This window comes from Pseudoalteromonas sp. 68 DY56-GL68 (genome assembly GCF_041414825.1).
Taxonomy (GTDB): domain Bacteria; phylum Pseudomonadota; class Gammaproteobacteria; order Enterobacterales; family Alteromonadaceae; genus Pseudoalteromonas.
This window is the reverse complement of sequence record NZ_JAOCZL010000018.1, coordinates 233,255-255,992: the sequence shown is the minus strand read 5'-3', so window position 1 is coordinate 255,992 and position 22,738 is coordinate 233,255. Positions and strand designations below refer to the sequence as shown.

General features: G+C 41.0%; 23 protein-coding genes. 14 read left to right on the top strand and 9 right to left on the bottom strand.

Annotated features, from left to right (window positions below; translation table 11 throughout):
- Positions 1 to 45: 45 nt before the first annotated feature.
- A complete protein-coding gene (locus tag NYF15_RS09655; RefSeq protein WP_130151263.1) occupies positions 46 to 849 on the bottom strand; it encodes an inner membrane protein YpjD in 804 nt (267 codons plus the stop codon).
- A gap of 234 nt (positions 850 to 1,083) precedes the next feature.
- Here NYF15_RS09655 and ffh point away from each other — a divergent pair, with 234 nt between their 5' ends.
- The 8 genes from ffh (at position 1,084) to NYF15_RS09615 (ending at position 7,999) form a co-directional block, all read left to right on the top strand.
- Positions 1,084 to 2,460: a signal recognition particle protein gene (gene ffh, locus NYF15_RS09650; protein ID WP_371353418.1), complete on the top strand. Its 1,377-nt coding sequence runs from the start codon at positions 1,084 to 1,086 to the stop codon at positions 2,458 to 2,460.
- Positions 2,461 to 2,702: 242 nt separating this feature from the next.
- Complete coding sequence (gene rpsP, locus NYF15_RS09645) at positions 2,703 to 2,951, top strand: 30S ribosomal protein S16 (protein WP_036967110.1); 249 nt, start codon at positions 2,703 to 2,705, stop codon at positions 2,949 to 2,951.
- A 17-nt stretch (positions 2,952 to 2,968) separates the two neighbouring features.
- Positions 2,969 to 3,502, top strand: coding sequence for a ribosome maturation factor RimM (gene rimM, locus NYF15_RS09640; protein ID WP_062570536.1), 534 nt, complete (start codon positions 2,969 to 2,971; stop codon positions 3,500 to 3,502).
- The gene (gene trmD, locus NYF15_RS09635; RefSeq protein WP_371353417.1) at positions 3,502 to 4,269 is read left to right on the top strand and encodes a tRNA (guanosine(37)-N1)-methyltransferase TrmD; all 768 of its coding nucleotides are present in this window, start codon (positions 3,502 to 3,504) and stop codon (positions 4,267 to 4,269) included. Before rimM ends, trmD begins: the two co-directional genes overlap by 1 nt.
- 33 nt (positions 4,270 to 4,302) lie before the next feature.
- Positions 4,303 to 4,662, top strand: coding sequence for a 50S ribosomal protein L19 (rplS, locus tag NYF15_RS09630; protein ID WP_004587324.1), 360 nt, complete (start codon positions 4,303 to 4,305; stop codon positions 4,660 to 4,662).
- A gap of 271 nt (positions 4,663 to 4,933) precedes the next feature.
- Complete coding sequence (gene tyrA / locus NYF15_RS09625) at positions 4,934 to 6,067, top strand: bifunctional chorismate mutase/prephenate dehydrogenase (protein WP_371353416.1); 1,134 nt, start codon at positions 4,934 to 4,936, stop codon at positions 6,065 to 6,067.
- Positions 6,068 to 6,347: 280 nt separating this feature from the next.
- On the top strand, positions 6,348 to 7,061 hold the full coding sequence (fadR, locus tag NYF15_RS09620) for a fatty acid metabolism transcriptional regulator FadR (protein ID WP_062570539.1): 714 nt from the start codon (positions 6,348 to 6,350) through the stop codon (positions 7,059 to 7,061).
- A 332-nt stretch (positions 7,062 to 7,393) separates the two neighbouring features.
- Positions 7,394 to 7,999, top strand: a complete 606-nt coding sequence (locus tag NYF15_RS09615; protein ID WP_054551729.1) for a peroxiredoxin C — start codon at positions 7,394 to 7,396, stop codon at positions 7,997 to 7,999.
- A 70-nt stretch (positions 8,000 to 8,069) separates the two neighbouring features.
- Here NYF15_RS09615 and NYF15_RS09610 read toward each other — a convergent pair whose 3' ends face one another.
- Together NYF15_RS09610 and smpB are read right to left on the bottom strand one after the other, a co-directional pair.
- Positions 8,070 to 10,670 (bottom strand): TonB-dependent receptor, encoded by a 2,601-nt coding sequence (locus NYF15_RS09610; RefSeq protein ID WP_371353415.1) that lies wholly within the window; start codon positions 10,668 to 10,670, stop codon positions 8,070 to 8,072.
- 193 nt (positions 10,671 to 10,863) lie between these two features.
- Complete coding sequence (smpB, locus tag NYF15_RS09605) at positions 10,864 to 11,343, bottom strand: SsrA-binding protein SmpB (RefSeq protein ID WP_062570541.1); 480 nt, start codon at positions 11,341 to 11,343, stop codon at positions 10,864 to 10,866.
- A gap of 133 nt (positions 11,344 to 11,476) precedes the next feature.
- Here smpB and NYF15_RS09600 point away from each other — a divergent pair, with 133 nt between their 5' ends.
- Both NYF15_RS09600 and NYF15_RS09595 read left to right on the top strand, forming a co-directional pair.
- Positions 11,477 to 11,917 carry a type II toxin-antitoxin system RatA family toxin gene (locus tag NYF15_RS09600; protein WP_130151265.1) on the top strand — a complete coding sequence of 147 codons (441 nt, stop codon included), beginning with the start codon at positions 11,477 to 11,479 and terminating at the stop codon, positions 11,915 to 11,917.
- Positions 11,914 to 12,231 (top strand): RnfH family protein, encoded by a 318-nt coding sequence (locus NYF15_RS09595; protein WP_130151266.1) that lies wholly within the window; start codon positions 11,914 to 11,916, stop codon positions 12,229 to 12,231. The genes NYF15_RS09600 and NYF15_RS09595 overlap by 4 nt, the downstream gene beginning before the upstream one ends.
- A 38-nt stretch (positions 12,232 to 12,269) precedes the next feature.
- Here the strand turns inward: NYF15_RS09595 and NYF15_RS09590 are convergent, their stop codons facing one another.
- Positions 12,270 to 12,632, bottom strand: coding sequence for an outer membrane protein assembly factor BamE (locus tag NYF15_RS09590; RefSeq protein ID WP_130151267.1), 363 nt, complete (start codon positions 12,630 to 12,632; stop codon positions 12,270 to 12,272).
- Between the two features lie 112 nt (positions 12,633 to 12,744).
- Here NYF15_RS09590 and NYF15_RS09585 point away from each other — a divergent pair, with 112 nt between their 5' ends.
- Entirely contained in the window at positions 12,745 to 13,065 is a 321-nt protein-coding gene (locus NYF15_RS09585) for a GIY-YIG nuclease family protein (protein WP_130151268.1), read from the top strand.
- On the opposite strand, the gene NYF15_RS09580 is transcribed toward NYF15_RS09585, so the two are convergent.
- From NYF15_RS09580 to ilvC, 4 genes are all read right to left on the bottom strand, one after another.
- Positions 13,047 to 13,967, bottom strand: a complete 921-nt coding sequence (locus NYF15_RS09580) for a M20/M25/M40 family metallo-hydrolase (protein WP_371353414.1) — start codon at positions 13,965 to 13,967, stop codon at positions 13,047 to 13,049. The genes NYF15_RS09585 and NYF15_RS09580 overlap by 19 nt on opposite strands.
- On the bottom strand, positions 13,912 to 15,093 hold the full coding sequence (locus NYF15_RS09575) for a tetratricopeptide repeat protein (RefSeq protein ID WP_371353413.1): 1,182 nt from the start codon (positions 15,091 to 15,093) through the stop codon (positions 13,912 to 13,914). Before NYF15_RS09575 ends, NYF15_RS09580 begins: the two co-directional genes overlap by 56 nt.
- Before the next feature lie 85 nt (positions 15,094 to 15,178).
- On the bottom strand, positions 15,179 to 17,092 hold the full coding sequence (locus NYF15_RS09570) for a methyl-accepting chemotaxis protein (protein ID WP_371353412.1): 1,914 nt from the start codon (positions 17,090 to 17,092) through the stop codon (positions 15,179 to 15,181).
- A gap of 139 nt (positions 17,093 to 17,231) precedes the next feature.
- Complete coding sequence (ilvC, locus tag NYF15_RS09565; protein WP_062570549.1) at positions 17,232 to 18,704, bottom strand: ketol-acid reductoisomerase; 1,473 nt, start codon at positions 18,702 to 18,704, stop codon at positions 17,232 to 17,234.
- Positions 18,705 to 18,851: 147 nt separating this feature from the next.
- Here ilvC and ilvY point away from each other — a divergent pair, with 147 nt between their 5' ends.
- The gene (gene ilvY, locus NYF15_RS09560; protein ID WP_371353411.1) at positions 18,852 to 19,748 is read left to right on the top strand and encodes an HTH-type transcriptional activator IlvY; all 897 of its coding nucleotides are present in this window, start codon (positions 18,852 to 18,854) and stop codon (positions 19,746 to 19,748) included.
- A 144-nt stretch (positions 19,749 to 19,892) separates the two neighbouring features.
- On the top strand, positions 19,893 to 21,329 hold the full coding sequence (locus tag NYF15_RS09555) for a chitinase (RefSeq protein WP_371353410.1): 1,437 nt from the start codon (positions 19,893 to 19,895) through the stop codon (positions 21,327 to 21,329).
- Positions 21,330 to 21,450: 121 nt separating this feature from the next.
- Here the strand turns inward: NYF15_RS09555 and NYF15_RS09550 are convergent, their stop codons facing one another.
- Positions 21,451 to 21,609 carry a hypothetical protein gene (locus NYF15_RS09550; protein ID WP_371353409.1) on the bottom strand — a complete coding sequence of 53 codons (159 nt, stop codon included), beginning with the start codon at positions 21,607 to 21,609 and terminating at the stop codon, positions 21,451 to 21,453.
- Between the two features lie 50 nt (positions 21,610 to 21,659).
- Here NYF15_RS09550 and NYF15_RS09545 point away from each other — a divergent pair, with 50 nt between their 5' ends.
- Positions 21,660 to 22,709 carry a GGDEF domain-containing protein gene (locus tag NYF15_RS09545; RefSeq protein ID WP_371353408.1) on the top strand — a complete coding sequence of 350 codons (1,050 nt, stop codon included), beginning with the start codon at positions 21,660 to 21,662 and terminating at the stop codon, positions 22,707 to 22,709.
- Positions 22,710 to 22,738 lie beyond the last annotated feature (29 nt).

The following is a 22,738-nucleotide window of genomic DNA, read 5'->3' as shown; positions in this document are numbered from 1 at the left end:
TATAAACCAATGCATATTAAGCTAGAGACAGCTTGCTGAGTCAAGTTAAAACTTATTTAGTATCACTTCTTGTATGAAACGGCTGCCAAAATAAGCAAGAGATAAGATAAATGCGGCTATCATGATCGAAAATACCACAGGCTTCCCTCGCCAACCCTTACGCAGATGACCGATAGTCACAACGGTGAAAATAACCCATGCAAACAAAGATAGAATTGTTTTATGAATAAACTCACTAGCAAACATGCCATCAAGGAAAATAAAGCCAGATAGCAGGGCAAAGGTGAGTAAAATCGTCCCTAAAGTAAGTAATTGATATAGCTGACGTTCAACCACCATTAATGGGGGTAAGTGGCTGTGCACTATTGCTAAATCTTTACGCTTTAAGCGTTTATCAATGAAGTAAAACTGAATGGCATAAAGAGTCGATATAATAAGCACACAGTAAGCTAATAAAGACAGGGAAATATGTGTAACCAGTCCAAGCTCGACATCAATAGTATGCAAAATTACGTGATGAGGAATAAACAAGCTTGCTAAGGTAAGTATTGCAGCAAACCCATATACAACAGGCAGTAATAGTGTTGCTGGGAACTTTAAAGAAACAGCTGTGACAGAAACAACAATAACCCAACATGTTAGTAAAGCAACATTCACAATACTTAAATCTTGGCCATCTGCACGAAATACAGAGTTAACCAATAACAGCATATGGGCAAGGATAGCAACCGTGCTTAAAATGACCGTGAGTTTCTGGCTCGGACCTTGTTTGTGAAAAAGGCGTGATAGTACGTGCGACGTTGCTAACACATAAAACAAACTAGCAATAATAGTTAAACTAATAATCATCGTGTTTTGGCCACTTAATTTATATCGATAAATCCTTGTCTCTTTGATGCCATTGTATTTTATAGCAAGGAAAAAGCATAGAGTTTGTAAAAAGAAACTCAAACTGCACACTTGAACACTGTATTGTCGACCACCATTTACGGTATACTGTTAAGAATTGAAATTTTAATTTCCCCTGTTTTGGCTTTTTATAGCCCAATGAACAGGCGAAACACGTTTTATCGGAACCTTTACATGTTTGAGAATCTCCAAGAACGCTTAGGTAAAACCTTAAAAAATATCAGTGGTCGTGGACGCCTAACTGAAGACAATATTAAAGATACATTACGTGAAGTCCGCATGGCATTTTTGGAAGCGGATGTTGCACTACCTGTTGTTCGTGAGTTTGTTAAGCAAGTTAAAGAACGTGCAGTGGGTGTTGAAGTCACTAAAAGCTTAAGCCCTGGCCAAGTCTTTATTAAAATTGTGCGCGAAGAGCTTGAAAAAGCCATGGGTGAAGCGAATGAAGAGCTAAGCCTTAATGCGCAGCCGCCAGCTGTCGTAATGATGGCAGGCCTGCAAGGTGCGGGTAAAACGACGAGTGTCGGTAAACTGGCTAAATTTTTAAAAGAGCGTAAAAAGAAATCGGTACTTGTTGTGAGTGCTGACGTTTATCGTCCAGCGGCAATTAAACAGCTTGAGACACTGGCAGATGAAGTGGGCGTTGAGTTCTTCCCAAGTGATATTTCGCAACAGCCGGTTGATATCGCAAATAATGCTATCTCCCATGCGAAGAAGAAATTTATCGATGTCGTGTTAGTCGATACCGCGGGTCGTTTGCATGTTGATAACGACATGATGGATGAAATCAAAGCACTTCATAGCGCGATTAACCCAATCGAAACTTTATTTGTTGTTGATGCAATGACAGGTCAAGATGCTGCAAATACGGCAAAAGCATTTGACGAAGCGCTTCCTTTAAGTGGTGTGATCTTAACGAAAACGGATGGTGATGCCCGTGGTGGTGCTGCACTATCAATTCGTCATATTACCGGTAAGCCAATTAAGTTTATGGGTGTGGGTGAGCGTACAGATGCACTTGAACCATTCCACCCTGACCGTATTGCTTCTCGTATCCTAGGTATGGGTGATGTACTTTCATTAATCGAAGAAGTCGAAATGAAAGTCGATAAAGAGAAAGCGGCTAAAGTTGCTGAAAAAGTATTTAAAGGTGACGGCTTCACATTAGATGACTTTGCAGAGCAGCTTCGTCAGATGAAAAACATGGGCGGTATGATGTCAATGCTCGATAAATTGCCAGGCATGCAAAACTTACCTGATGCAGTTAAGGGGCAAATGGGTGATAAAACGTTTGTACAAATGGAAGCGATTATTAACTCAATGACTGCAAAAGAGCGTGCGCGCCCTGAAATCATCAAAGGCTCTCGTAAAAAACGTATTGCAGCAGGTTCTGGTACGCAGGTGCAAGAAATCAATAAATTGCTGAAGCAATTTACGCAGATGCAAAAGATGATGAAGAAAATGAAAGGCAAAGGCGGCATGAAGAAAATGATGCGTGGCATGAAAGGCATGTTACCGCCTGGTATGATGGGCGGAGGCCCTAAGTTTTAATACCACCTTTATAGTGTTTATCTTAAAGAAGGAGCAAATAGCTCCTTTTTTAATGGATAAATTATGCGCAATCAGTATGCAAAGTTAAGATCTCTGGCGCAGATCAGTGTTTAATCAACTAAACTTACATTTTGCATCACTTCTTACTTGCAATGTTGCAAAAAACTCGTACAATTCCCCAGCTTCCCGTATTGGGGAGTAAATCTTATTAATGAAAACAGTCAATCTATTTAGAGGACGGTATGGTAACTATTCGTTTGCAACGTGGTGGCGCTAAAAAACGCCCTTTCTATCAAATTGTGGTTGCGGATAGCCGTTTCTCGCGTGACGGTCGCTTCATCGAGAAAGTAGGTTTCTTTAACCCAATCGCTTCTGGTCAGGAAGAAAAAGTACGTTTAGATTTATCTCGTGTTGAACACTGGGTAGGTCAAGGCGCATCTCTTTCAGATCGCGTAGCTAAATTAGTTAAAGACGCTCGTAAAGCGGCTTAATAGGCGTAAGTGTAACCATGAGTCAAGAGAACACCTCGATAATCGTTGTAGGAAAGCTCGGTGCCCCCTATGGTATAAAGGGCTGGCTTAAGGTGCATTCATTTACTGATGATCCCGAAGGGATCTTCGATTTCAGCCCATGGTTGATAGGGCAACAAGGTAAATGGCAGACCTTAGAAGTGGTCGACTGGCGTCGCCACAACAAAGGCTTTATCGCTAAAGTTGCGCAAGTAAACGACCGAGATGAAGCAATGGCTTTGACCAATGTTGAAATCTCTGTAGATGCAGCGCAGCTACCAGAATTACCGCAAGGTGAATTCTATTGGCGAGATCTCATCGGCATGTCTGTTGTAACTGATAAAGGTTATAATTTAGGCACGGTTGATGACCTAATGGAGACAGGGTCAAATGATGTTTTGGTTGTGAAAGCAAACAAAAAAGATGCATTTGGCCAAGCTGAACGTTTAATTCCATTTTTAACAGACTCTGTTATTAAAGAAGTTAAACACGAGGCAAGAGAAATTACCGTAGACTGGGATCCTGGGTTTTAATGTCACAAACGAGTTCATTGTGGGTAGGGGTGATAAGCCTTTTCCCGAACATGTTTGACGCTATTACCAATGAAGGGGTAACTGGTCGCGCAGTTAAAAATGGTCTAATCGACTTTAACTGCTGGAATCCACGTGACTATGCTACTGATAAGCATAGAACTGTGGACGATCGTCCTTATGGGGGCGGTCCTGGTATGTTAATGATGGTTGAACCATTGAAACAAGCCATTCTTGACGCAAAAAAAGCGGCGGGTGATGGTGCTAAAGTAATTTATATGTCCCCACAAGGGCGCAAATTAGATCAGCAAGGGGCAAGCGAACTCGCAAGCTCTAAAAAACTGATTTTGATTGCCGGTCGCTATGAAGGTATAGATGAGCGAATCATAGAATCATATGTTGACGAAGAATGGTCAATAGGTGATTTTATTCTGAGTGGTGGTGAGTTACCCGCTATGACATTAATTGATGCAGTCGCACGATTAGTGCCTGGTGTGCTAGGTCACAACCAATCAGCAGAGCAAGATTCATTTTCGGATGGATTGCTTGATTGTCCTCATTATACACGGCCAGAAATATTGGATGATAAACAGGTGCCTGCTGTATTACTCAGCGGAAACCACCAAGAGATAGCGAAATGGCGCTTAAAGCAGTCATTAGGTAGAACTTGGTTACGTCGTCCTGACTTGTTGCATAACCTAGCTCTGACTGAGGAGCAAGCGGCACTTCTTGCAGAATTCAAGCAAGAGTACCAACAAGCTTGTGGCTAGAAGACAGTTACACCTAGGAAAGTGAGAAATATAATGGCAAAAGTAAACCAAAATATTATTAAAGCGCTTGAAGAAGAGCAGCTTAAAACAGACGTACCAGCATTCGGCGCTGGTGATACAGTAGTTGTACAGGTACGTGTAAAAGAAGGTAACAAAGAGCGTCTACAGGCCTTTGAAGGTGTTGTAATCGCTAAGCGTAATCGTGGTCTTCACTCAGCATTCACAGTTCGTAAAATTTCGAGCGGTGAAGGTGTTGAGCGTGTATTCCAAACGCACAGCCCTCTTATCGACAGCGTAACAGTTAAGCGTCGCGGTGCAGTTCGCCGTGCTAAGCTTTACTATCTACGTGAGCGTTCTGGTAAATCTGCACGTATTAGAGAAAAACTTAACTAATACGCGCTGTTTATCAACGCAAAAAAAACGGGTTGCAGCCTTCGGGTTGCAACCCGTTTTGGTTTTTAACAAAGCAACTCTCTATAAGCTTATCCTTTGTTTCACCCTTCTTTGCACTTTGTCCGGTCATACATTGATGACTCGTGTTTCCTCTATTTGTTAGCTCCTTAGGGCTTTGTACTTTGCAGTTTATGCTGTTACTATAATCTGTATTGTAAGCTTTACTTTTTTGTATATATATATTTACGTTTAGGGTTTGAGGTGTAGTAACGTGGCGACAGTGAATGAATTAGCTGATTTAAGAGCAGGAATAGATGAGTGCGATGCACAATTAGTGGCATTGCTAGCAAAGCGTAATAGCATTACAGAAAAAATAGGGGCAATTAAGCAACAAATCGGCGCCCCGTTACATGCCCCTGATCGTGAAGCAGATTTATTGGCAGCGCGTCGCCAAGAAGCGGTTAACCAAGGTGTTAACCCAGAGTTAGTTGAAGATATTTTACGTCGTATGATGCGTGAAGCGTACCAAAATCAACAAGGAAATTTAGCCTGCTCAGCTCCTCAATTATCACCTATAGTCATTGTTGGCGGAAAAGGAGCGATGGGGCAATTATTTGCACAGCAATTTATTCGCTCAGGTTATGAAGTGCGTATTTTAGATAAAGAGCAGCAAGCAGAGAGTGAAGCTATCTTGGAGGGGGCTAAGCTTGTACTTGTCAGTGTGCCAATCAACGCATTAGAACAGGTTGTTGCAGCTTTGCCTAAGCTTGATGATGACTGTTTGCTTGTGGATATTACGTCGGTGAAGCAAAAACCATTAAAAGCACTAATGGCGGCACATAATGGTCCTGTTGTAGGCTTACATCCGATGTTTGGTCCCGACATTTCTCACTGGGTTAAGCAAACAGTTGTTGTTTGTGAGGGACGCAATCATGAGGTTGCACAGGGCTTATTAGCACAGTTGCAAGTGTGGGGTTGTCAAGTTGTCGAAATGGAAGCAAAAAAACACGATGAAGCGATGCAAATCATTCAGGTCATGCGTCACTTAACAACCTTCGTCTATGGTCAATTCTTAGCAAAGCAAAGCCATACACTTGCAGAGCTTCGTAGCTGTTCTTCTCCTATTTATCAATTAGAGCTGATGATGGTAGGGCGGCTTTTTGCTCAGTCACCAGAGCTTTACTCGGATATTATGTTAGCGCAATTTGATGATGTGGAAGACTTACTTGCTAATTATCAAGCGACCTTTGCCGACACGCTAGAAAAACTAAAAACTGGCAATAAAGCAGCTTTGATAGAGGGCTTTGCAGATGCTAAAGAGTATTTTAGTGATGCTACCGCACACTTCTTAACGCAAAGTCGCAGTCTGCTAAATAAAGCCAATGATGCCAAAGTACTTGATTGATTATTGCTTTAAGGGCGTTAAAGAAGCGAGTTTATACTCGCTTTTTTTAATTTATTTTCTGTGACTGATCTTCATAGGCTAGCAAGACTAAGCGCTTAGTGCTCTAAAGTCTTAGGTGGTTAATTATAATCTTAGCTTAAAGTTAGTTTATTTTTTCATTGCGAAGAGATTTTTATCCGCAGGGTACTTACTTTGCTTGTTAGTTGCTGATCATCTGGTACAATCAGTGAGTTGATCGCTTTTTGCGATAGAAGTAGGTGCTAACTCAAGTGGAAATTGAATGAGAATTTTTAAAGCGAAAAGTCCAGCAGGTTTTGCTGAAGAATACATTGTTGAATCTATTTGGAATGGTGACTTTCCGCCTGGCTCAATTCTTCCTGCTGAACGCGAACTTTCAGAACTAATTGGTGTTACCCGCACAACGCTTCGTGAAGTGCTACAACGTTTAGCACGAGATGGTTGGTTAACAATCCAACATGGTAAACCAACGCGTGTAAATAATTTCTGGGAAACATCTGGGCTGAATATTCTTGAAACGTTAGCACGGCTTGATGAAGACAAAATGCCTGAGTTAACCGACCAATTACTGTCTGCACGTACCAATATTAGCGCCATTTATACGCGTGCAGCGATCAAGCTTGCACCTGAACGCGTAATCGAAATTTTATCGCAAAGTGAGCAGCTTGAAGACAGTGCGCAAGCGTTTGCTGACTACGACTACAAAGTACACCATGAGTTAGCTATTGCGGGAAATAATCGCATTTATGTACTAATTTTAAATGGCTTTAAAGGCTTCTATTCAAAAATTGGTTGCCATTATTTTTCTGATTCACGTACCCGTGAATTAGCGCGTCAGTTTTATAAAGACTTAACTTTACTGGCAGAGCGTCGTGAACATGATGGTGCGATTTCTATGATGCGTAAATACGGTCATCAAACAGGTGAAATCTGGCAGCAGATCCGTGGTGATATGCCAGAAGATATAATGGATTAATATTTCTAAAGTATTAACTGTCACCTGAAAACCCAGCTTGATGCTGGGTTTCTTATTTTTAGAAAAACCTACTAAGTTATTGAAAGGATTGTTTATTCCTGCACTTTATAGAATGGATAGGAGTTGACTTTTAGTTGCTCAGCCATCAATTTAGCCGAATCAATTTTTTCGATTGCACATATCGCTTTTTTCGATTGTTCATTTGTCTGTAACCTCTTTAAACTATCTTGCTAATTATCAGTGCTTACCCTTGGTTTTTGATTTTTCGTAACCATATACTAGTAAGTATTGCGTAGGCAATTGGAAATAAACTCAAATATTTGGAGATTAAAATGGGTGTATTAGTTGGCCGTCAGGCACCAGACTTTACTGCAGCAGCTGTTCTTGGTAACGGTGAAATCGTTGAAAACTTTAACCTAAAAGAAACTATCAAAGGTAAAAAAGCAGTTATCTTCTTTTATCCGTTAGACTTCACTTTCGTATGTCCTTCAGAGCTAATCGCTTTCGACAAACGTTTTGAAGAATTCCAAAAGCGTGGCGTTGAAGTAATCGGTGTTTCTATCGATTCACAATTCTCACACAATGCATGGCGTAACACTGCCGTTGCTGACGGTGGTATTGGTCAAGTGAAATATGCACTTGTTGCAGACGTTAAACACGAAATCTGTCAAGCATATGACGTTGAGCACCCAGAAGCAGGTGTTGCTTTCCGTGGTTCTTTCCTAATCGACGAAGAAGGTAACGTACGTCACCAAGTAGTTAACGACCTTCCACTAGGCCGTAACATCGACGAAATGATCCGTATGGTTGACGCACTAGCATTCCACAGTGAGCACGGTGAAGTATGTCCTGCTGGTTGGACTGAAGGCAAAAAAGGCATGGACGCAAGCCCTGAAGGCGTTGCTAAGTTCCTTTCTGAAAACGAAGGCGACCTATAATTTAGGCCTGAGTTAAAGAGTTAAAAAAACCCGCCAGTTGGCGGGTTTTTGTTTTTAAGTCTTGATTAGTTTAATTAAAACGCATCGTTAACTTAGTGTAGAAGTAACGGCCACGTGGATTATGTACACTTGATACATAGCCATATAAGTCGCCATCACCATCACCAATTGCGAATGGTGGATCTTCATCAAATACATTATTAACGCCCACAGAGACCTTTAATTTATCTGAGAAGTTATAAGCGGTCTGTAAATCGACTAATGTTTGTGAGTCAACCATACGCGAAGTATTGCTGTCAAAATCAAGGTCACCATCGAAGTTAATATCTGGAGTGTCCTCAAACTCGCCAATGTAACTAACGTTTACATTCGTATTAAAGTCGCCCATCTCCCAGTTTGTGCTGAAAATCCAGCGATGTTCAGGGTAACGGTACTCGCCAGTGTAATCACGACCATCTTTTTTGAACTCATCTTGGTAGGCCCACTCTAGATTGAATTTCAAGAATCCATAGTCATTCATTGCATGCGTATAGTTTGCTGATACATCTACACCTGAAACTTCTTGCGAAGAGACATTTTCAAATGTGCTGTGTACTTTTTGAATAACACCTAGACTCAAACCATCCTGAGGCGGAAGTCGAACACATACAGTACTGTTCTGGTCATTACAATTCTCATTGTAAATAGGGCCGAACTCTTGCTCGTCAATCTTATTATCTTGAGTGATACTCCAGATATCCACACCAAAACCAAACTCAGCCGTTGGCGCCCAAATAAAGCCGACGTTCCACGACTCAGATTCCTCAGCTTCAAGATTTGGATTACCTGCAAATTGAATGTTGTAATCAAGCGCATCGCAATCTTGTCCAGTTGCTTGGCATCGGTAGGTATCTACAAAGAACTGGCTTTCTTCTGAAGGTCCCAAGCCTATTTGTGCAAGCGATGGCGCTCTAAACCCTTGTGCCCAAGAACCTCGAACGGTAATAGAGTCTGTTGGAGCCCAGCGAACTGCTACTTTAGGGTTTGTAGTCGAACCAAAGTCACTGTAATCATCGTAACGACCAGCAAGTTGTAGCTCTAGATTGTCGGCAAGTGGAATTGAAAACTCGATATAGGCAGCATATTGATCACGCTCAGCAGCCGCTGAAACAGATTCAGTACCAAAAATTAACCCGCGTTGGAATTGATCATCTGGAATGTCGCTAACATCTTCTTCGCGGTACTCAATACCGGCAGCCATCATCACAACATCATCGCCAAAGCTGAATGCTTCACCACTGATGTTTGCATCAAATGATGTCATATGTGATTCACCACGGCGCACTAGGCTTGTTGTGATACGATCAATAACATCTTGACTATTATAGGTGCCGCCGAACGGGTTGTAGTTACCCGCGTCGATTTCTTGTTGTAAAAAGTCTGTACGCACCCAACCTTGGCTTCTGTCGCCAGTTTGCATTGATTTACTACGGCCTTTTTGTACCGCAGCTTCCCAGCTCCAGTCACTAATTTCACCTTTGACTCCGGCAACAAAGCGTAGTGTATCTGATTCAATATCCCACTGACGTGCTCCTGCATCCACTGTACGATAACGACCAATATCAATATCTTGACCAAAAGGGTTATTCGGATGACTTGCTGGAACGGTTAGTCCTGCGTCTTCATCAAGTGGAGTAGGGGCCCCAGCTGCTTGTGATGAATTATGTTGAACCGCCACTTCTAAAAAGGCTGAAATACCATTATCAAAGTTGTATTCAAATTGAGAAATCGCACCAACTCGCTCAGATGCCGGCGTAATATAACCATACGGGCCATAGTCGAATAAACAATTACCATTTTCTTTAGCTCTGTCTGGAGGACACGATGGGTCAATCGTTTTTTCACCATCTACATAAAAGTAACCTGGAAAACCGCGCGATGAGCGAAAGTCCATACCACCATAGGGTTCTTGGTTTGCAGTACCTAGTCGCCCCATTTCATCTGATGATAAAGCTGTGTTATTGAAGTAATCAATAATGATAGATGCACTACTTTTTTCAGTGCTCGTACCCCAAACTAGACTGGCTGTTTTTTCTTCATAACTAGGCCCATCTGTACCACCATAACCTAGGTTAACTTCTAGCCCATTTATATCTTTCTTTAGAATGATATTAACTACACCAGCTACAGCATCGGAGCCATAAATAGCCGATGCTCCATCTTTTAAAATATCGATTCGCTCAATAGCTGATACAGGGATTGAGTTAATATCAACAAATGAATTAGTGATGCTTTCAGCAAATGCACTAATAGACACTCGGCGGCCATTTATTAACACAAGCGTGGCATCAGAGCCTAAGCCACGTAAACTCACTGCAGCAGCCCCGTTCGCTGTAGAGTCTTGGTTATTACCACGAGTAGAAAATGTACCATTACCGGCTACGGGCATACGTTCTAAAAGTTGTTGTAGGTTGTCGTAGCCCATATTATCAATGTCTGCACGACTGATAGATTGCACCGGCGATGGGCCTTCAATATCAGAGCGTTTAATGCGAGAACCTGTTACTTCAATACGTTCGACCTTTTCAGCTCCATCTGTTTGAGCTGCAACAGACATAAAGCTTGTGCCTGCTAACGCTGCAATGGTAAATGCATAAAGTGGTCGTTGCATAAAGTGATGGGAGTTCTTCATAAAATTCAATCCTTGTTTCAATGTGAGAATATTGTGAACTAATATCACAAAAAAGATTGATACCATGTAAATGAAGTGTTTTCAAATAGCAAAAAGGTATGGGTTTTCAAGCTGGTGATGGTTTTTTGGAGAGTGAAGTGTGTGTTTTCAAGGGGTACAAGCCTAACAAAAAAGTTAGGCTTTAATATTATTTTTAAGCTTTGTGCTTCATTAGGCGCTCTTTTTCACGAGCCCAATCTTTATTTTTTCCGTCTTCGCGTTTGTCGTGCATCTTTTTACCTTTAGCAAGGTGGAACTCCAACTTCACCCAGCATTTTTTCCAGTACATAGCCGTTGCGATCAGTGAGTAACCTTCACGCTCTGTTGCACCGATAAGACGATCGATCTCACGCTTATTTAAAAGTAATTTACGATAACGAAGTGGATCGCAAATCACGTGTGTTGAAGCACTATTGAGAGGCTGAATTTGACTGCCAAGTAAAAATGCTTCGCCGTTTTTAATATGAATATAAGTCTCAGAGATGTTTACTTTACCTGCTCGGATACTTTTTACTTCCCAGCCCTGTAGTTCAACCCCTGCTTCGAACTTATCGTGTAAAAAATACTCATGGCGCGCTTTTTTGTTCAGCGCGATGGTATTACTTGTCGATTTAGATGATTTTTTCTTAGCCATAGTGTCCCATATTATACGTAAATACAGCGTTTTTACATCGCTTTTTTAAGGCTTTGCGTAAATTATACTAGTACGAAAATTTGGGGAAATAGCTAAAGCTTGCTAAAATTCGTCGACACAGTTGGGAGTGAATATGCCACAAATAGAAAAAAGTGCGCTGGTAATGTACAGCAGCAAAGAAATGTTTGATTTAGTCAACGATGTAGATGCTTACCCAGAGTTTTTGCCACATTGCTCAGATGCAAAAATTGTTTCAAAACAGCCCTCTGGTATGACAGCCAGCTTAGAGATTTCTAAAGCGGGTTTAAAAAAGTGGTTCACGACTGAAAACACCTTCATCGATGATCAAACTGTGTCATTACGACTAGTTGATGGCCCATTTAAAACTTTAAAAGGGAAGTGGCACTTTTTACCTTTAGATGACAAAGCTTGTAAAGTGCAATTACATCTAGAGTTTGAGTTTGCAAGTAAACTTATTGAGCTTGCATTTGGCAAGGTATTTAATGAAGTTGCGAAGAATATGGTGAATGCCTTCACTCAGCGCGCTAAAACGGTTTATGGAGCTCGTTTATGATCAGTGTAGAAGTCGTGTTTGCACTACCGACAACAGCAACCAGTTTACTCGTTGAAGTGCCAACAGGCACAACGGCTGAGCAGGCAGTTATTAAGTCTGGAATTATCGAAAAGTGCCCAGAAATAGATGCAAGTAATTTGACCTTAGGTATTTGGAATCGAACGTGTAAATTGACGCAAGAAGTTAAACAAGGCGATCGAATTGAAATTTATCGTCCCTTGATTGCTGACCCTAAGGATGCCCGCAGACGCCGAGCAGAAAAAGCAAAGGAAGAGGGGCGAGCGAATAAAATAACGGGTGGACGGCCCAAATAAAAAAGGTAGCACGTAGCTACCTTTTCTTGTGTTAGAACTTATTCTTGTTCTAGAGGAGTATTGAATTCGCTTGGTTGATCGTAATCACCTGAAATAGAAACCAGCTTGTCGTTCTCAAAGTTTACAGTGAGCGATTTTCGCTGCTCATTATCACGACCAATGTTAAATACATAAAGGTAATGCCAAGTGCTTTTATCAAAAGAGTCTTCTGCCACGGGTTTGCCTAGGACATAAACTACTTGCTCACGAGTCATGTTTACTCGTAGCTTATCAACATCAGACTGCTCTAAAAAGTTACCTTGGGGAATGTTGATACGATAAACCCAGCTAGAACAACCTGCTGTAGCAGTTAAAGCAAGGGAAAGCACGAGCCAAAAAGAGAAAGTTTTAAACGACTGCATTATTTGTTTGAATCCTTATTTTTTATACTTTGCATGATACCGATTAGTCACAGAAGGTAAAACCCTTTTCAACAATTGTTTTTGCTGAGATTGACGTTTACGAGGCACAAATTTGACCACAGACACGATAAAAAGTTTACCTGAATCAATAAAAAAGCGCGAGAGTGTGGATGCTGTGTGGCATTTGTATATCGTTCAGACGCGTTTAGGGCATTGGTACACAGGGATAAGTACTGATGTTGAAAAACGTTTTGCCGCACACGAGGCTGGTAAAGGGGCTAAGAATTTAAAAGGCAAAGGACCTTTAACGCTAGTATACCAACAAAAGGTTGGCACCCGCAGCGAGGCGAGTAAATTAGAGGCGCGTGTGAAAAAGTTAACCAAAATACAAAAAAAGCAGTTTGTATTGCGTACTCAACTACCTGTTAAGTAAGTCACAAACTTCGCTATTTTTAAGATGGTTTGCTCATAAAGCTGAAAGTCGATATGTTCTAGCGTGTCTGTTACTTGATGGTGATGTTTATCATCACCCATGCCGAAATAAATAAAAGGAATATCCGCTTTGGCAAATGCGTAGTGATCACTTGCTTTACGCCAGTTAATATTAGTGCCGAGTAATCTATTGAGTCGTGCTGATGAACTGCTGACTATAAATGTTAATTCCTTATCAGAGAGCATAGTTAACGCTTTTTTATACTGACTACTAGATTGCCTATCTAAATACGCATAAATGCGTGGCTTACGCTTATTAACTACTAACATATCAAGGTTTATACTTAATTTGATATCACTTAAATTAAGTGTGGAGACAAGATATTTACTGCCGTGTAAACCGTTTTCTTCAGCATCCGTAGCGACAAAAACTAAGTTGTACTGTCGAGTCTGATGCGCTAAATAATGTGCTAAGTACAACAGCGCAGCTACGCCACTGGCATTATCGTTTGCACCCGGGTAATAGCGGTTCCCTGTTGGCCCAAGGTGATCGTAGTGAGCGGTGAAAATGATCGTTTTGCAATCAATGCATGTTGTTTTCTGCGTGGCGATTATATTAACGCCTGAGCGTTTTTGATTAAAAGGAGCATCATACTCAAAGTGTTGTTTACGTACGTTATAGTTTAGCTCCGAGAAGCGCTCACTAATAAAATCACCCGCACGTTTTGCACCAAGCGTATTTGTTTTCCTGCCATAAAATTGGCTGGATGTAAGTGCTGTAATGTCCTTTTTAAGAAAGGTTTGTGCATTTGCAACTGCCTTATCACTTAGAATAAGTAACAGACAACTAGTAATGATTGAGCTTAGCTGTGTGGGAGCGAAGAGCCTGTAATTTGCTTTCATAGCGTTTTTTATCATGATCAAAATCAGCTTTGTTATTAGCGGATGTTAAGTATTTTTTGGCAAGTTTTAAATCCCCTAATTGGTAGTAGGTTTTAGCAAGACCAAAGTCAGAATCATGAAGCTTAATATTAAGACCACGTGCTTTTTTGAAGTGTTTGAGGGCATCTTGGTAGCGCGCTGCGGCATATGCATCATTACCCAAAGAAATATGATAGTAAGGATTGGATTGGCGCTTGTTATCAAGCCTAGAGAGAATATCTTCTCCTTCTTTTTCACGGTCAGTGAGCTTATAGATAAGCGCTAAGTTGCCAAGCGCAGTGTGATTGTTCACATCAAGATCAATCGCATGCAGGTAAGCTGCTTCGGCTTGTTTAAAGTGTTCGGTTAAACGTAACAGTACCCCTAAGTTACCCCAAGCGCCTGAATATTTTGGATCAACTTTAATCGCTCCGGTAAAATAGCTGTAAGCTAAATCGTAGCTCTCATCGAGCATAGCGGCAGCGCCTTTGTTGTTATAAAACATTGCAGTAATGCGTGCTTTATCAATATAACTGGTTTTAAATGATTCTTGACGGCTATTAGGGTCAAAATCAATGACTAAAGCGCGTTCTTGCGGGTAAATGACCCTGAGGTTCGTGAGCTGTTTGCCTCTTTCTTTCACCCTTAGGTTAATGTGTCCTGTGAGTAAATTAAACCCATTATTCAAAGCCCAATATTCAGGGATGTGTACTTTTTGAAATTGTCCATATAAGCCCAAATGCTCAGCAAGACTATACGCGAGTATAGAAAGTGATAAACAGTTCGCATTTAAGTCGTTATAGGCTTGCGCAGCAGTAAGTGTCGCACCTGACTGATAGGAGAGGGATTCATCACCATTATCGAGCAAAAATTGCATGAGTCGCTTTGCACTGCGGATAGAGCGTTGACCCTCAGGAAAACTCATGTCTAGGCGTTCTTTTATACTGGGCGTTAATGTAAAGATATCCTTTTGGCTTTCGATCTCCAAAATGTTGAAATCTTTAATCTGGGTAAGCGCTTTTGGGGGCGACAGAGGTTGATTAGCAGTACTATTGCACGCACTTAAAAAACAAAGGTTTAATAGTAGAATACATGTTGTTATCTTCATCTGACCCTCTTAAATTCACGGCCTAAATCACTTTAAGTATAGGCGGTGAACAAAAAAGGGTCAGTGTTAACTGTTACAAAACGTGTCAGCGCTTATCAAAAGTAGCGACTAAATCATCCAGAGTCTGTGCGCTGGTTGCTAAGTCTTTTATCGCTTGTTCGGTATCTATTTGTTCACGCATAACATTGTCACTGATATCGCTAATCTGCTCAATATTACGACCAACATCAGCCACAACATTACTCTGTTCCTCGGTGGCGGTCGCAATTAAAGTGGCCATATCATTTATTTCGTTTGCAGCATCATTGATCGCATTGAGTAACTCAACAGAGCTCTGCATTGCACCCACACTTAACTGAGCTTGTGATTTTGAGTGATTGATATGCTTAACCACTAAATCAGACGTATTCGTCAAATCGCTTATCATTGTTTGAATTTCATTAGTCGATTGTGACGTTCTGCTTGCTAATGCTCTCACTTCATCGGCTACAACAGCGAACCCGCGACCATGTTCACCTGCACGGGCTGATTCAATCGCCGCATTGAGAGCCAGTAAGTTTGTTTGCTCAGAAATTCCTCTGATGGCATCAACAATATTTGCGATAGCTTGCGTTTTAGCTGCCAACTCGTTCACTTGTTCCGTTATGTTATCTATGTCACAGGCAAGCTCAGTGATCGCTTGCTGGCTTTGTGTGACCTGAACATGGCTTTGTTCAGTATTTTGTTTACTGCTTTCAGTGAGCTTTGCTGTATTTGCTGCGCTTGATGCAATTTCTTGCACTGTTGCACCCATTTCGTTAATTGCAGCAGCAACGGAAATAGTTTGCTCTTTTTGATTATCTAATGCGTCTGAATTTTTTTGAGTTTGTTTAAATACATGGCTTGCGCTTTGTCTGATTTCTCGGCTTTCTTGTGCAACTTGGCCAATGGCTGTTTCGATTTTGGTCATAAATTGATTAAAACCAGCGCTCAAATTTGCAAGTTCTGGTTGCTCTGAGCTCGGTAATCGATAGGCTAAATTTGCATCACCAGAGCCTAATCGGGTAAATAATTCCGCCATTTTTGATAAAGGAGATGACAATGTTCTAGCCAGTAGTAAACCTGCAAAACTGGCAACGAATGCGATGACAATTGCAAAGCTGATAATTTGCCATTCCAATGTATCAATGCTTGCAAAGACTTCACGCTTAGGCACTTGTGCAACAACAAACAGGTCTGTGTTTTTTATTGGGCTTGCAGCAACTAGGGTTTCTTCTCCCTTGATGCTGACTTCCTTAAGAGTAAACTCTTCACCAGTTAATAGTGTGCTTGTGATACCTGATTCATAAAGCGTATCAAGTTTTGCTTTGGCTACTTTACTGGCGTCTTTGTGCAGCTTTATCAAGCCATGTTTGTCAACAACAAAAACAAAACCGGTTTTCTCTATTTGAAACTTTTGCAGCATTGCTTGCATGTCATCAATACTTTTAGCAAGACCTGCCAAACCTAAGCCATTAGTTTGTTGGTGGTTTACAAACATTTTTACGTCTGTAGGTGATTCTTGGTAAATACTGATAGAAAAAGGGTTTGCTGATTGTTTAAACGCAAAAAACCAACCATCTTGCTCTTTAGTAAGTACTCTTAAAAAACCATCTTGATTCCAATATTGCGCTGTTTCACGGTTTGCCCATGAAGCTGTCGCAAGATCGTATTGTGCAACTAAGCGATTCAACTCTTTAAGTAAAATCGTATCATCAGTATCACCAGAGCGTGCCCAGTCGATAACAAAAGCGTTACTTGAAAGCTGCTCAGCGGCACTGATCATTTGGTTTATATCGTGGCTGATATAATTATCAATTGCTTGTAACTTGCTTGGTAGCTCAGACTCGATCATTCGTTGTTCAATGATTTGTTTAGCACTATAAATTGCGGTTACGCCAATTAACGCAGCAACAATGAGTGCAATAGAGCTACCTAGTAGAGTGATTTTTTTAGTAATGGTAAGGTGATTTAACGCCATGAAAGTGTCTTAGGTTACAACATTAAGGTAGTCATTTTAGCATAGACTTTTCAGATGACGAATTAAACTAGGAACAAAAAAAGCCCAAAGCATATGCAATTGGGCTTGGTTTCTAACAAGCGAAACTTACTTTCTAGGGTTAAACTATTTTCTTCATTGCCGACATGTAACCACGTAATTTACTGCCAACAATTTCAACTGGGTGCTCACGCAGGGCTTTGTTCACTGCGATTAAGGTTTGGTTGTCCACCTGATTTGATGAATCACCTAAACCTTTACCAATAACATCAGTGTCAATATCTTTCATAAAATCTTGTAGTAAAGGCAAACATGCGTGGTTGTATAGGTAGCAACCATATTCAGCTGTATCTGAAATTGTTCTGTTCATTTCGAAAAGCTTTTTACGCGCAATCGTGTTGGCGATCAGTGGCGTTTCGTGTAATGACTCATAGTAAGCTGATTCGTCGATAATGCCAGCAGCAGTCATGGTTTCGAATGCAAGTTCAACACCTGCTTTAACCATGGCAACCATTAAAATACCTTGGTCGAAGAAAGTTTGCTCGTTAATTTCTTCATCGGTATTTTGCTGTTTTTCGAATGCGGTTTCAGCAGTTTCAGCACGCCATGCAAGAAGCTTTGCATCATCTTCAGCCCAATCAGCCATCATGCCGCGAGAGAATTCGCCGCTGATGATATCGTCCATATGCTTGTTATAAAGTGGACGCATGATTGTTTTAAGTTGTTCACTTAATTCAAATGCTTTAACTTTTGCTGGGTTTGATAAGCGGTCAAGCATGTTAGTCACACCGCCATACTTAAGTGCTTCAGTGATCACTTCCCAACCGTATTGGATTAACTTTGACGCGTAACTTGCATCAATACCTTTTTCGACCATTTTATCAAAGCAAAGTAGTGAACCTGTTTGTAACATGCCACATAGAATCGTTTGCTCACCCATTAAGTCAGACTTAACTTCTGCAATGAATGATGATTTTAGTACACCAGCACGATGACCTCCGGTACCAGCCGCATACGCTTTCGCTTGCGCAAGGCCATGACCTTGAGGGTCGTTTTCTGGGTGAACTGCAATGAGTGTTGGAACGCCAAAGCCGCGTTTGTATTCTTCACGTACTTCTGAACCTGGGCATTTAGGCGCAACCATGATAACAGTTAAGTCTTCGCGAATTTGCATGCCTTCTTCAACAATGTTGAAACCGTGTGAATAGGCAAGTGTTGCACCTTGTTTCATCAGCGGCATGATGGCATTTACAACAGAGGTATGTTGTTTGTCAGGAGTGAGGTTTAATACTACATCAGCCGTTGGAATAAGCTCTTCATATGTGCCTACCGTGAAGCCGTTTTCAGATGCGTTTAAGAAAGATTGACGACGCTCAGCAATCGCTGACTCACGCAGTGTATAAGAAACATCTAAACCAGAATCACGTAAATTTAAACCTTGGTTAAGGCCTTGTGCACCACAGCCGACAATAACGAGTTTTTTTCCTTTTAAAGCATCTACGCCATCAGCAAATTCTGATGGGTCCATAAATTCACATTGCGCTAATTGCGCTAACTGCTCTCTCAAAGGAAGAGTATTAAAATAATTCGCCATTGTTAGTGTCCTATAAATACAAGTTTTTTAAAAAACAAAGAATAAAAGTTTGCGCTCTTTGTATGGCTTAACAGTATGCAATTTTATCTCTTGCGTAAAATGATATATTTGAATTAAAGTGTTTCATAAAATGAAATGGTAGTCACAATGGATCACAAACATCTTAATTACTTTTTAGCCCTAGCTAAAACGCTCCACTTTGCTAGAGCCAGTGAGCTTTGCCATATTAGTGCTCCTACTTTAAGCCGTAATATCAAGCAGCTTGAAGATGAAGTGGGCGCAGTATTATTTAATCGTGACAACCGCACGGTTAAGTTAACTCAAGAGGGGAAAGCATTTTGTGATTATGCCAATGCCACGCTTGCCAGTTGGCACCGATTTAAAGCTGATATCCAAGAGCCACAACAACATATATACGGAAATGTCAGTATTTATTGTTCTGTTACTGCCTCATATAGCTTTTTACATCAAATTCTTGAACAATTGCGGATGCAGCATCCTTATATCGAAATTACACTCAACACAGGTGATCCCGCGCTCGCCATAAATCGTGTATTGGATGGCCATGAAGCCATGGCGATTGCAGCAAAACCAGTTAAATTACCAGGGCAAATTGCCTTTACCAGTATCGGATATTCTCCTTTGGTACTTATCGGACCTAAAATAGCCTGTGCTATCAGTGAACAACTTAAAGATTTAGAAACAATTAATTGGTCTAATTTAGAATTCATTGTTGCTGAACAAGGATTGTCTAGGCAGCGATTAGAGCAGTGGTGGCGAAAGAAAAATATTCATGGTCGTATTTACGCCCATGTAGCAGGTCATGAAGCCATGGTTTCGATGGTAAGTTTGGGTTTAGGTGTTGCGATGGTGCCTAAAATTGTACTTGATAATAGCCCGTTAAAAGAAAAGGTTCAGATTATTAGTGAGGCAGAAAAAGATATTCCAGGCTTTGAAATTGGCTTAGCAGTGCTTAAGAAAGAGCGGCATGATCCCGCATTAAATGCTATTTGGGAAATTGCGCAGTCGTTACTAACTTATTAAGGCATGATTGGTCATCGTTTTAATAGCAGGAGCAAGCAGTTTTTATAGAATTGATGTGGAAACTTGACAGCGATGTCATTTTGCATCTAGTGTTAACAAAAGGTTAAAACCTATTTTAGAAACACACAATTCAAAGGAAAGACGATGAAAACCCACTCTATCAAACTGCTTGCTCTGCAAGTTGCTCTTATCGCCTCTGCTAATGCATTAACGATTGTTGATGACCCGAATAATCCAGGCGGCTATTTGCTATCTCGTGCAGAACTAAATGCGGCTCGTGATGCTAAAGCATCCGACCCCATGTATCAAACCTGGGCAAAAGCGATTGAAACGAGGGATAATAGTATTGTTGAAGCTATTACACCTAACAATGCAAGCAACCCTGAAAACGTGAAACGTGTTGAACGAGTCTTTGGTCAGCAAGAGTGGGACTTTCTGACGGGAATGGCTGCGCCTGAGTATACCTACACACGTTTTTTACGGGCAATTGGTAAGTTTCCTGCTTTTTGTGGTGAATACACTGATGGCCGAGATTCCGATGCTATTTGTAAAAAGTCTATCATCACTGCATTTGCACACTTTGCACAAGAAACCGGTGGTCATATCGCCAAAGATAATATCTCTGACAACCCATTACAACTCGAAGAATGGCAACAGGCTTTAGTCCATGTCCGCGAAATGGGGTGGTCAGAAGGGCAGGCCGGTTATACAACAGGGTGTGGTCAAAATGATTGGCAAAATCGCCGTTGGCCATGCGCAGAAGGACAAGGTTATTTCGGCCGCGGTGCGAAGCAGCTTTCGTATCATTTTAATTATGGTGCATTTTCGGAAGTGATGTTTAATGGTGATGCAACTGTGCTACTTAACAACCCAAGCTTAGTAGCAGATTCTTGGCTTAATCTTGCCTCAGCTATTTGGTTTTTCTTGACACCTCAAGCACCAAAACCGGCGATGCTACACGTTATTGATAGAACTTGGGTGCCATCACAAAAAGAGCTCAGTGCGGGGATCGGGTACGGTTTTGGCACAACAATTAATGTAATAAATGGGGGAATTGAATGTGGCGAGCAAAACCGCACCAAGGGACAGCCAGTAAATCGCATTCGCTATTGGGAAGGTCTATCGAATTACTATTATATTCCGATTGAAACAGATGAAGAGAACACCTGCTGGCAGCAAACTCCTTTTGGTAGTTTAAACCTTAATGATTCGACCGATGTTCTCTATACAAACTGGGAAGCAGACTGGGCATATTACAGCGACAGACCAGGAGGCCAATCATTTGAGTGTAAGTTAGTTGGTTATCAAACTGCCTATTCAGCACTGGTCCCTGATGATTATGAAAAGTGCGTAACAAACTTCTATCAATCACACGTAAACTGGCCTCAAGTAACAGTCGTTGATACGCTAACACCACCAGAAGGTAATCCTCCAGTAGGTGGTGTTGCAGCTTGGGATAGTACAAAGGTATATGTTAAAGACGACAAGGTAAGCTTTAACAATGTTATATATATCGCTAAGTGGTGGACTCAAGGTGACTCGCCAGAAACAGCTAATGGTCCTTGGTCAGCTGCAAACTAATTTGAAACCATTCAATAAAATCTAAGGCGGTTGATATAATTGTTATCAGCCGCCTATAAATCCCCAGTCGTTTAACTTTTGGCTAAATTGACGCGGTTATGTTTCACATCATTTTCTTAAATTAGCAGACCTCATCTTTTTTACTTAGGGTTTTTGGATTATTTTGTCCTGCAAAAATAGCCATGAAAAGCAGTTCTTTTGTATGGTTTTTTGTTAATGCTTTCCGTGTTTTTTGCTGGGATTTGGCGATTATTGCAGATTTTTTATTGATTTTTTTCAATGTGTTGCTAACGTAAATCAAAATAATAAAAATACTGATGGCATGGACACATGATTCTGTCAGCTCACGTTGAGCATTCGCTGAGCTACTCAAGTAGTTGTTTGAAGCGCGCTATTCCCTTAATGGTTAAATATAAAATGCCTATTACACCGCTTAATTATGCGCTGTGGTATTGCTATGTGAGTGGCAGAAATAAAGCGCTTAATGAAGAACTTGATAATATTATTCGCACATTCAGTACATGCGACCAAGAGCGAGCCAAGTATCTTTTTAATAAATATTTATCTCAAGATGATCTGTCTTTGTTCTATCAACTATCGAATGATTTCAATGGTGTGGTAAGTAATGTTCAGCAAGGCATAAACGACACGCTTGTTCACTCTATTCAGTTTAATCAAACACTCCAAGAGTGCCGAGAGCAACTCAACGGTGTAAATTTAAGCGATGGAGATAGCTTTGATAATGTGTTGGACTGTGTAGAGCGACTAAGTGGTGAGTCAGCCGCTTTACAGGACCGCGCACAGGATTTTCAAAACCAGTTAGCACAAGCCTATGCAGAAATATCCGAATTAAAGCAGGAGCTTACTCTTTCGAAAAATAAAGCAGAAAAAGATACGCTGACAGGGCTTTATAATCGTGGCAAGTTTGATGAAGACATTTCTCGATTCTGCCAAGCGACTCATTTGGCTGGTCTTGCCGTGTTGGTGATGGTTGATATTGATCATTTTAAGCAATTTAATGATACATTCGGACACCAAAAGGGAGACCAAGTTCTGAGAGCTGTAGCGAGTAAATTACTCAAACACGTTTCGAGTGTTGGGCAGGTTTATCGCTTTGGTGGGGAAGAGTTTTGCTTTACTGCACATTTTGCAAGTGTCAGTGATATGACTAACTTCACTCAACAGCTTCGCATCGCGATATCGAAGTTACAAGTCAAGAAACCTAAATCGACAAATGTGTTAAGTAAAATAACGGCAAGTTTTGGGATTGCTATTAAGTCTAAGAATAGTCAACCAGAACAACTGATTGCCAAAGCTGACCAAGCTCTTTACCTTGCTAAAGAGCATGGAAGAAACCGCCTTGAGATTGTTGAAGAGTAACAAACTTAGCTGATATATGTATCAAAATT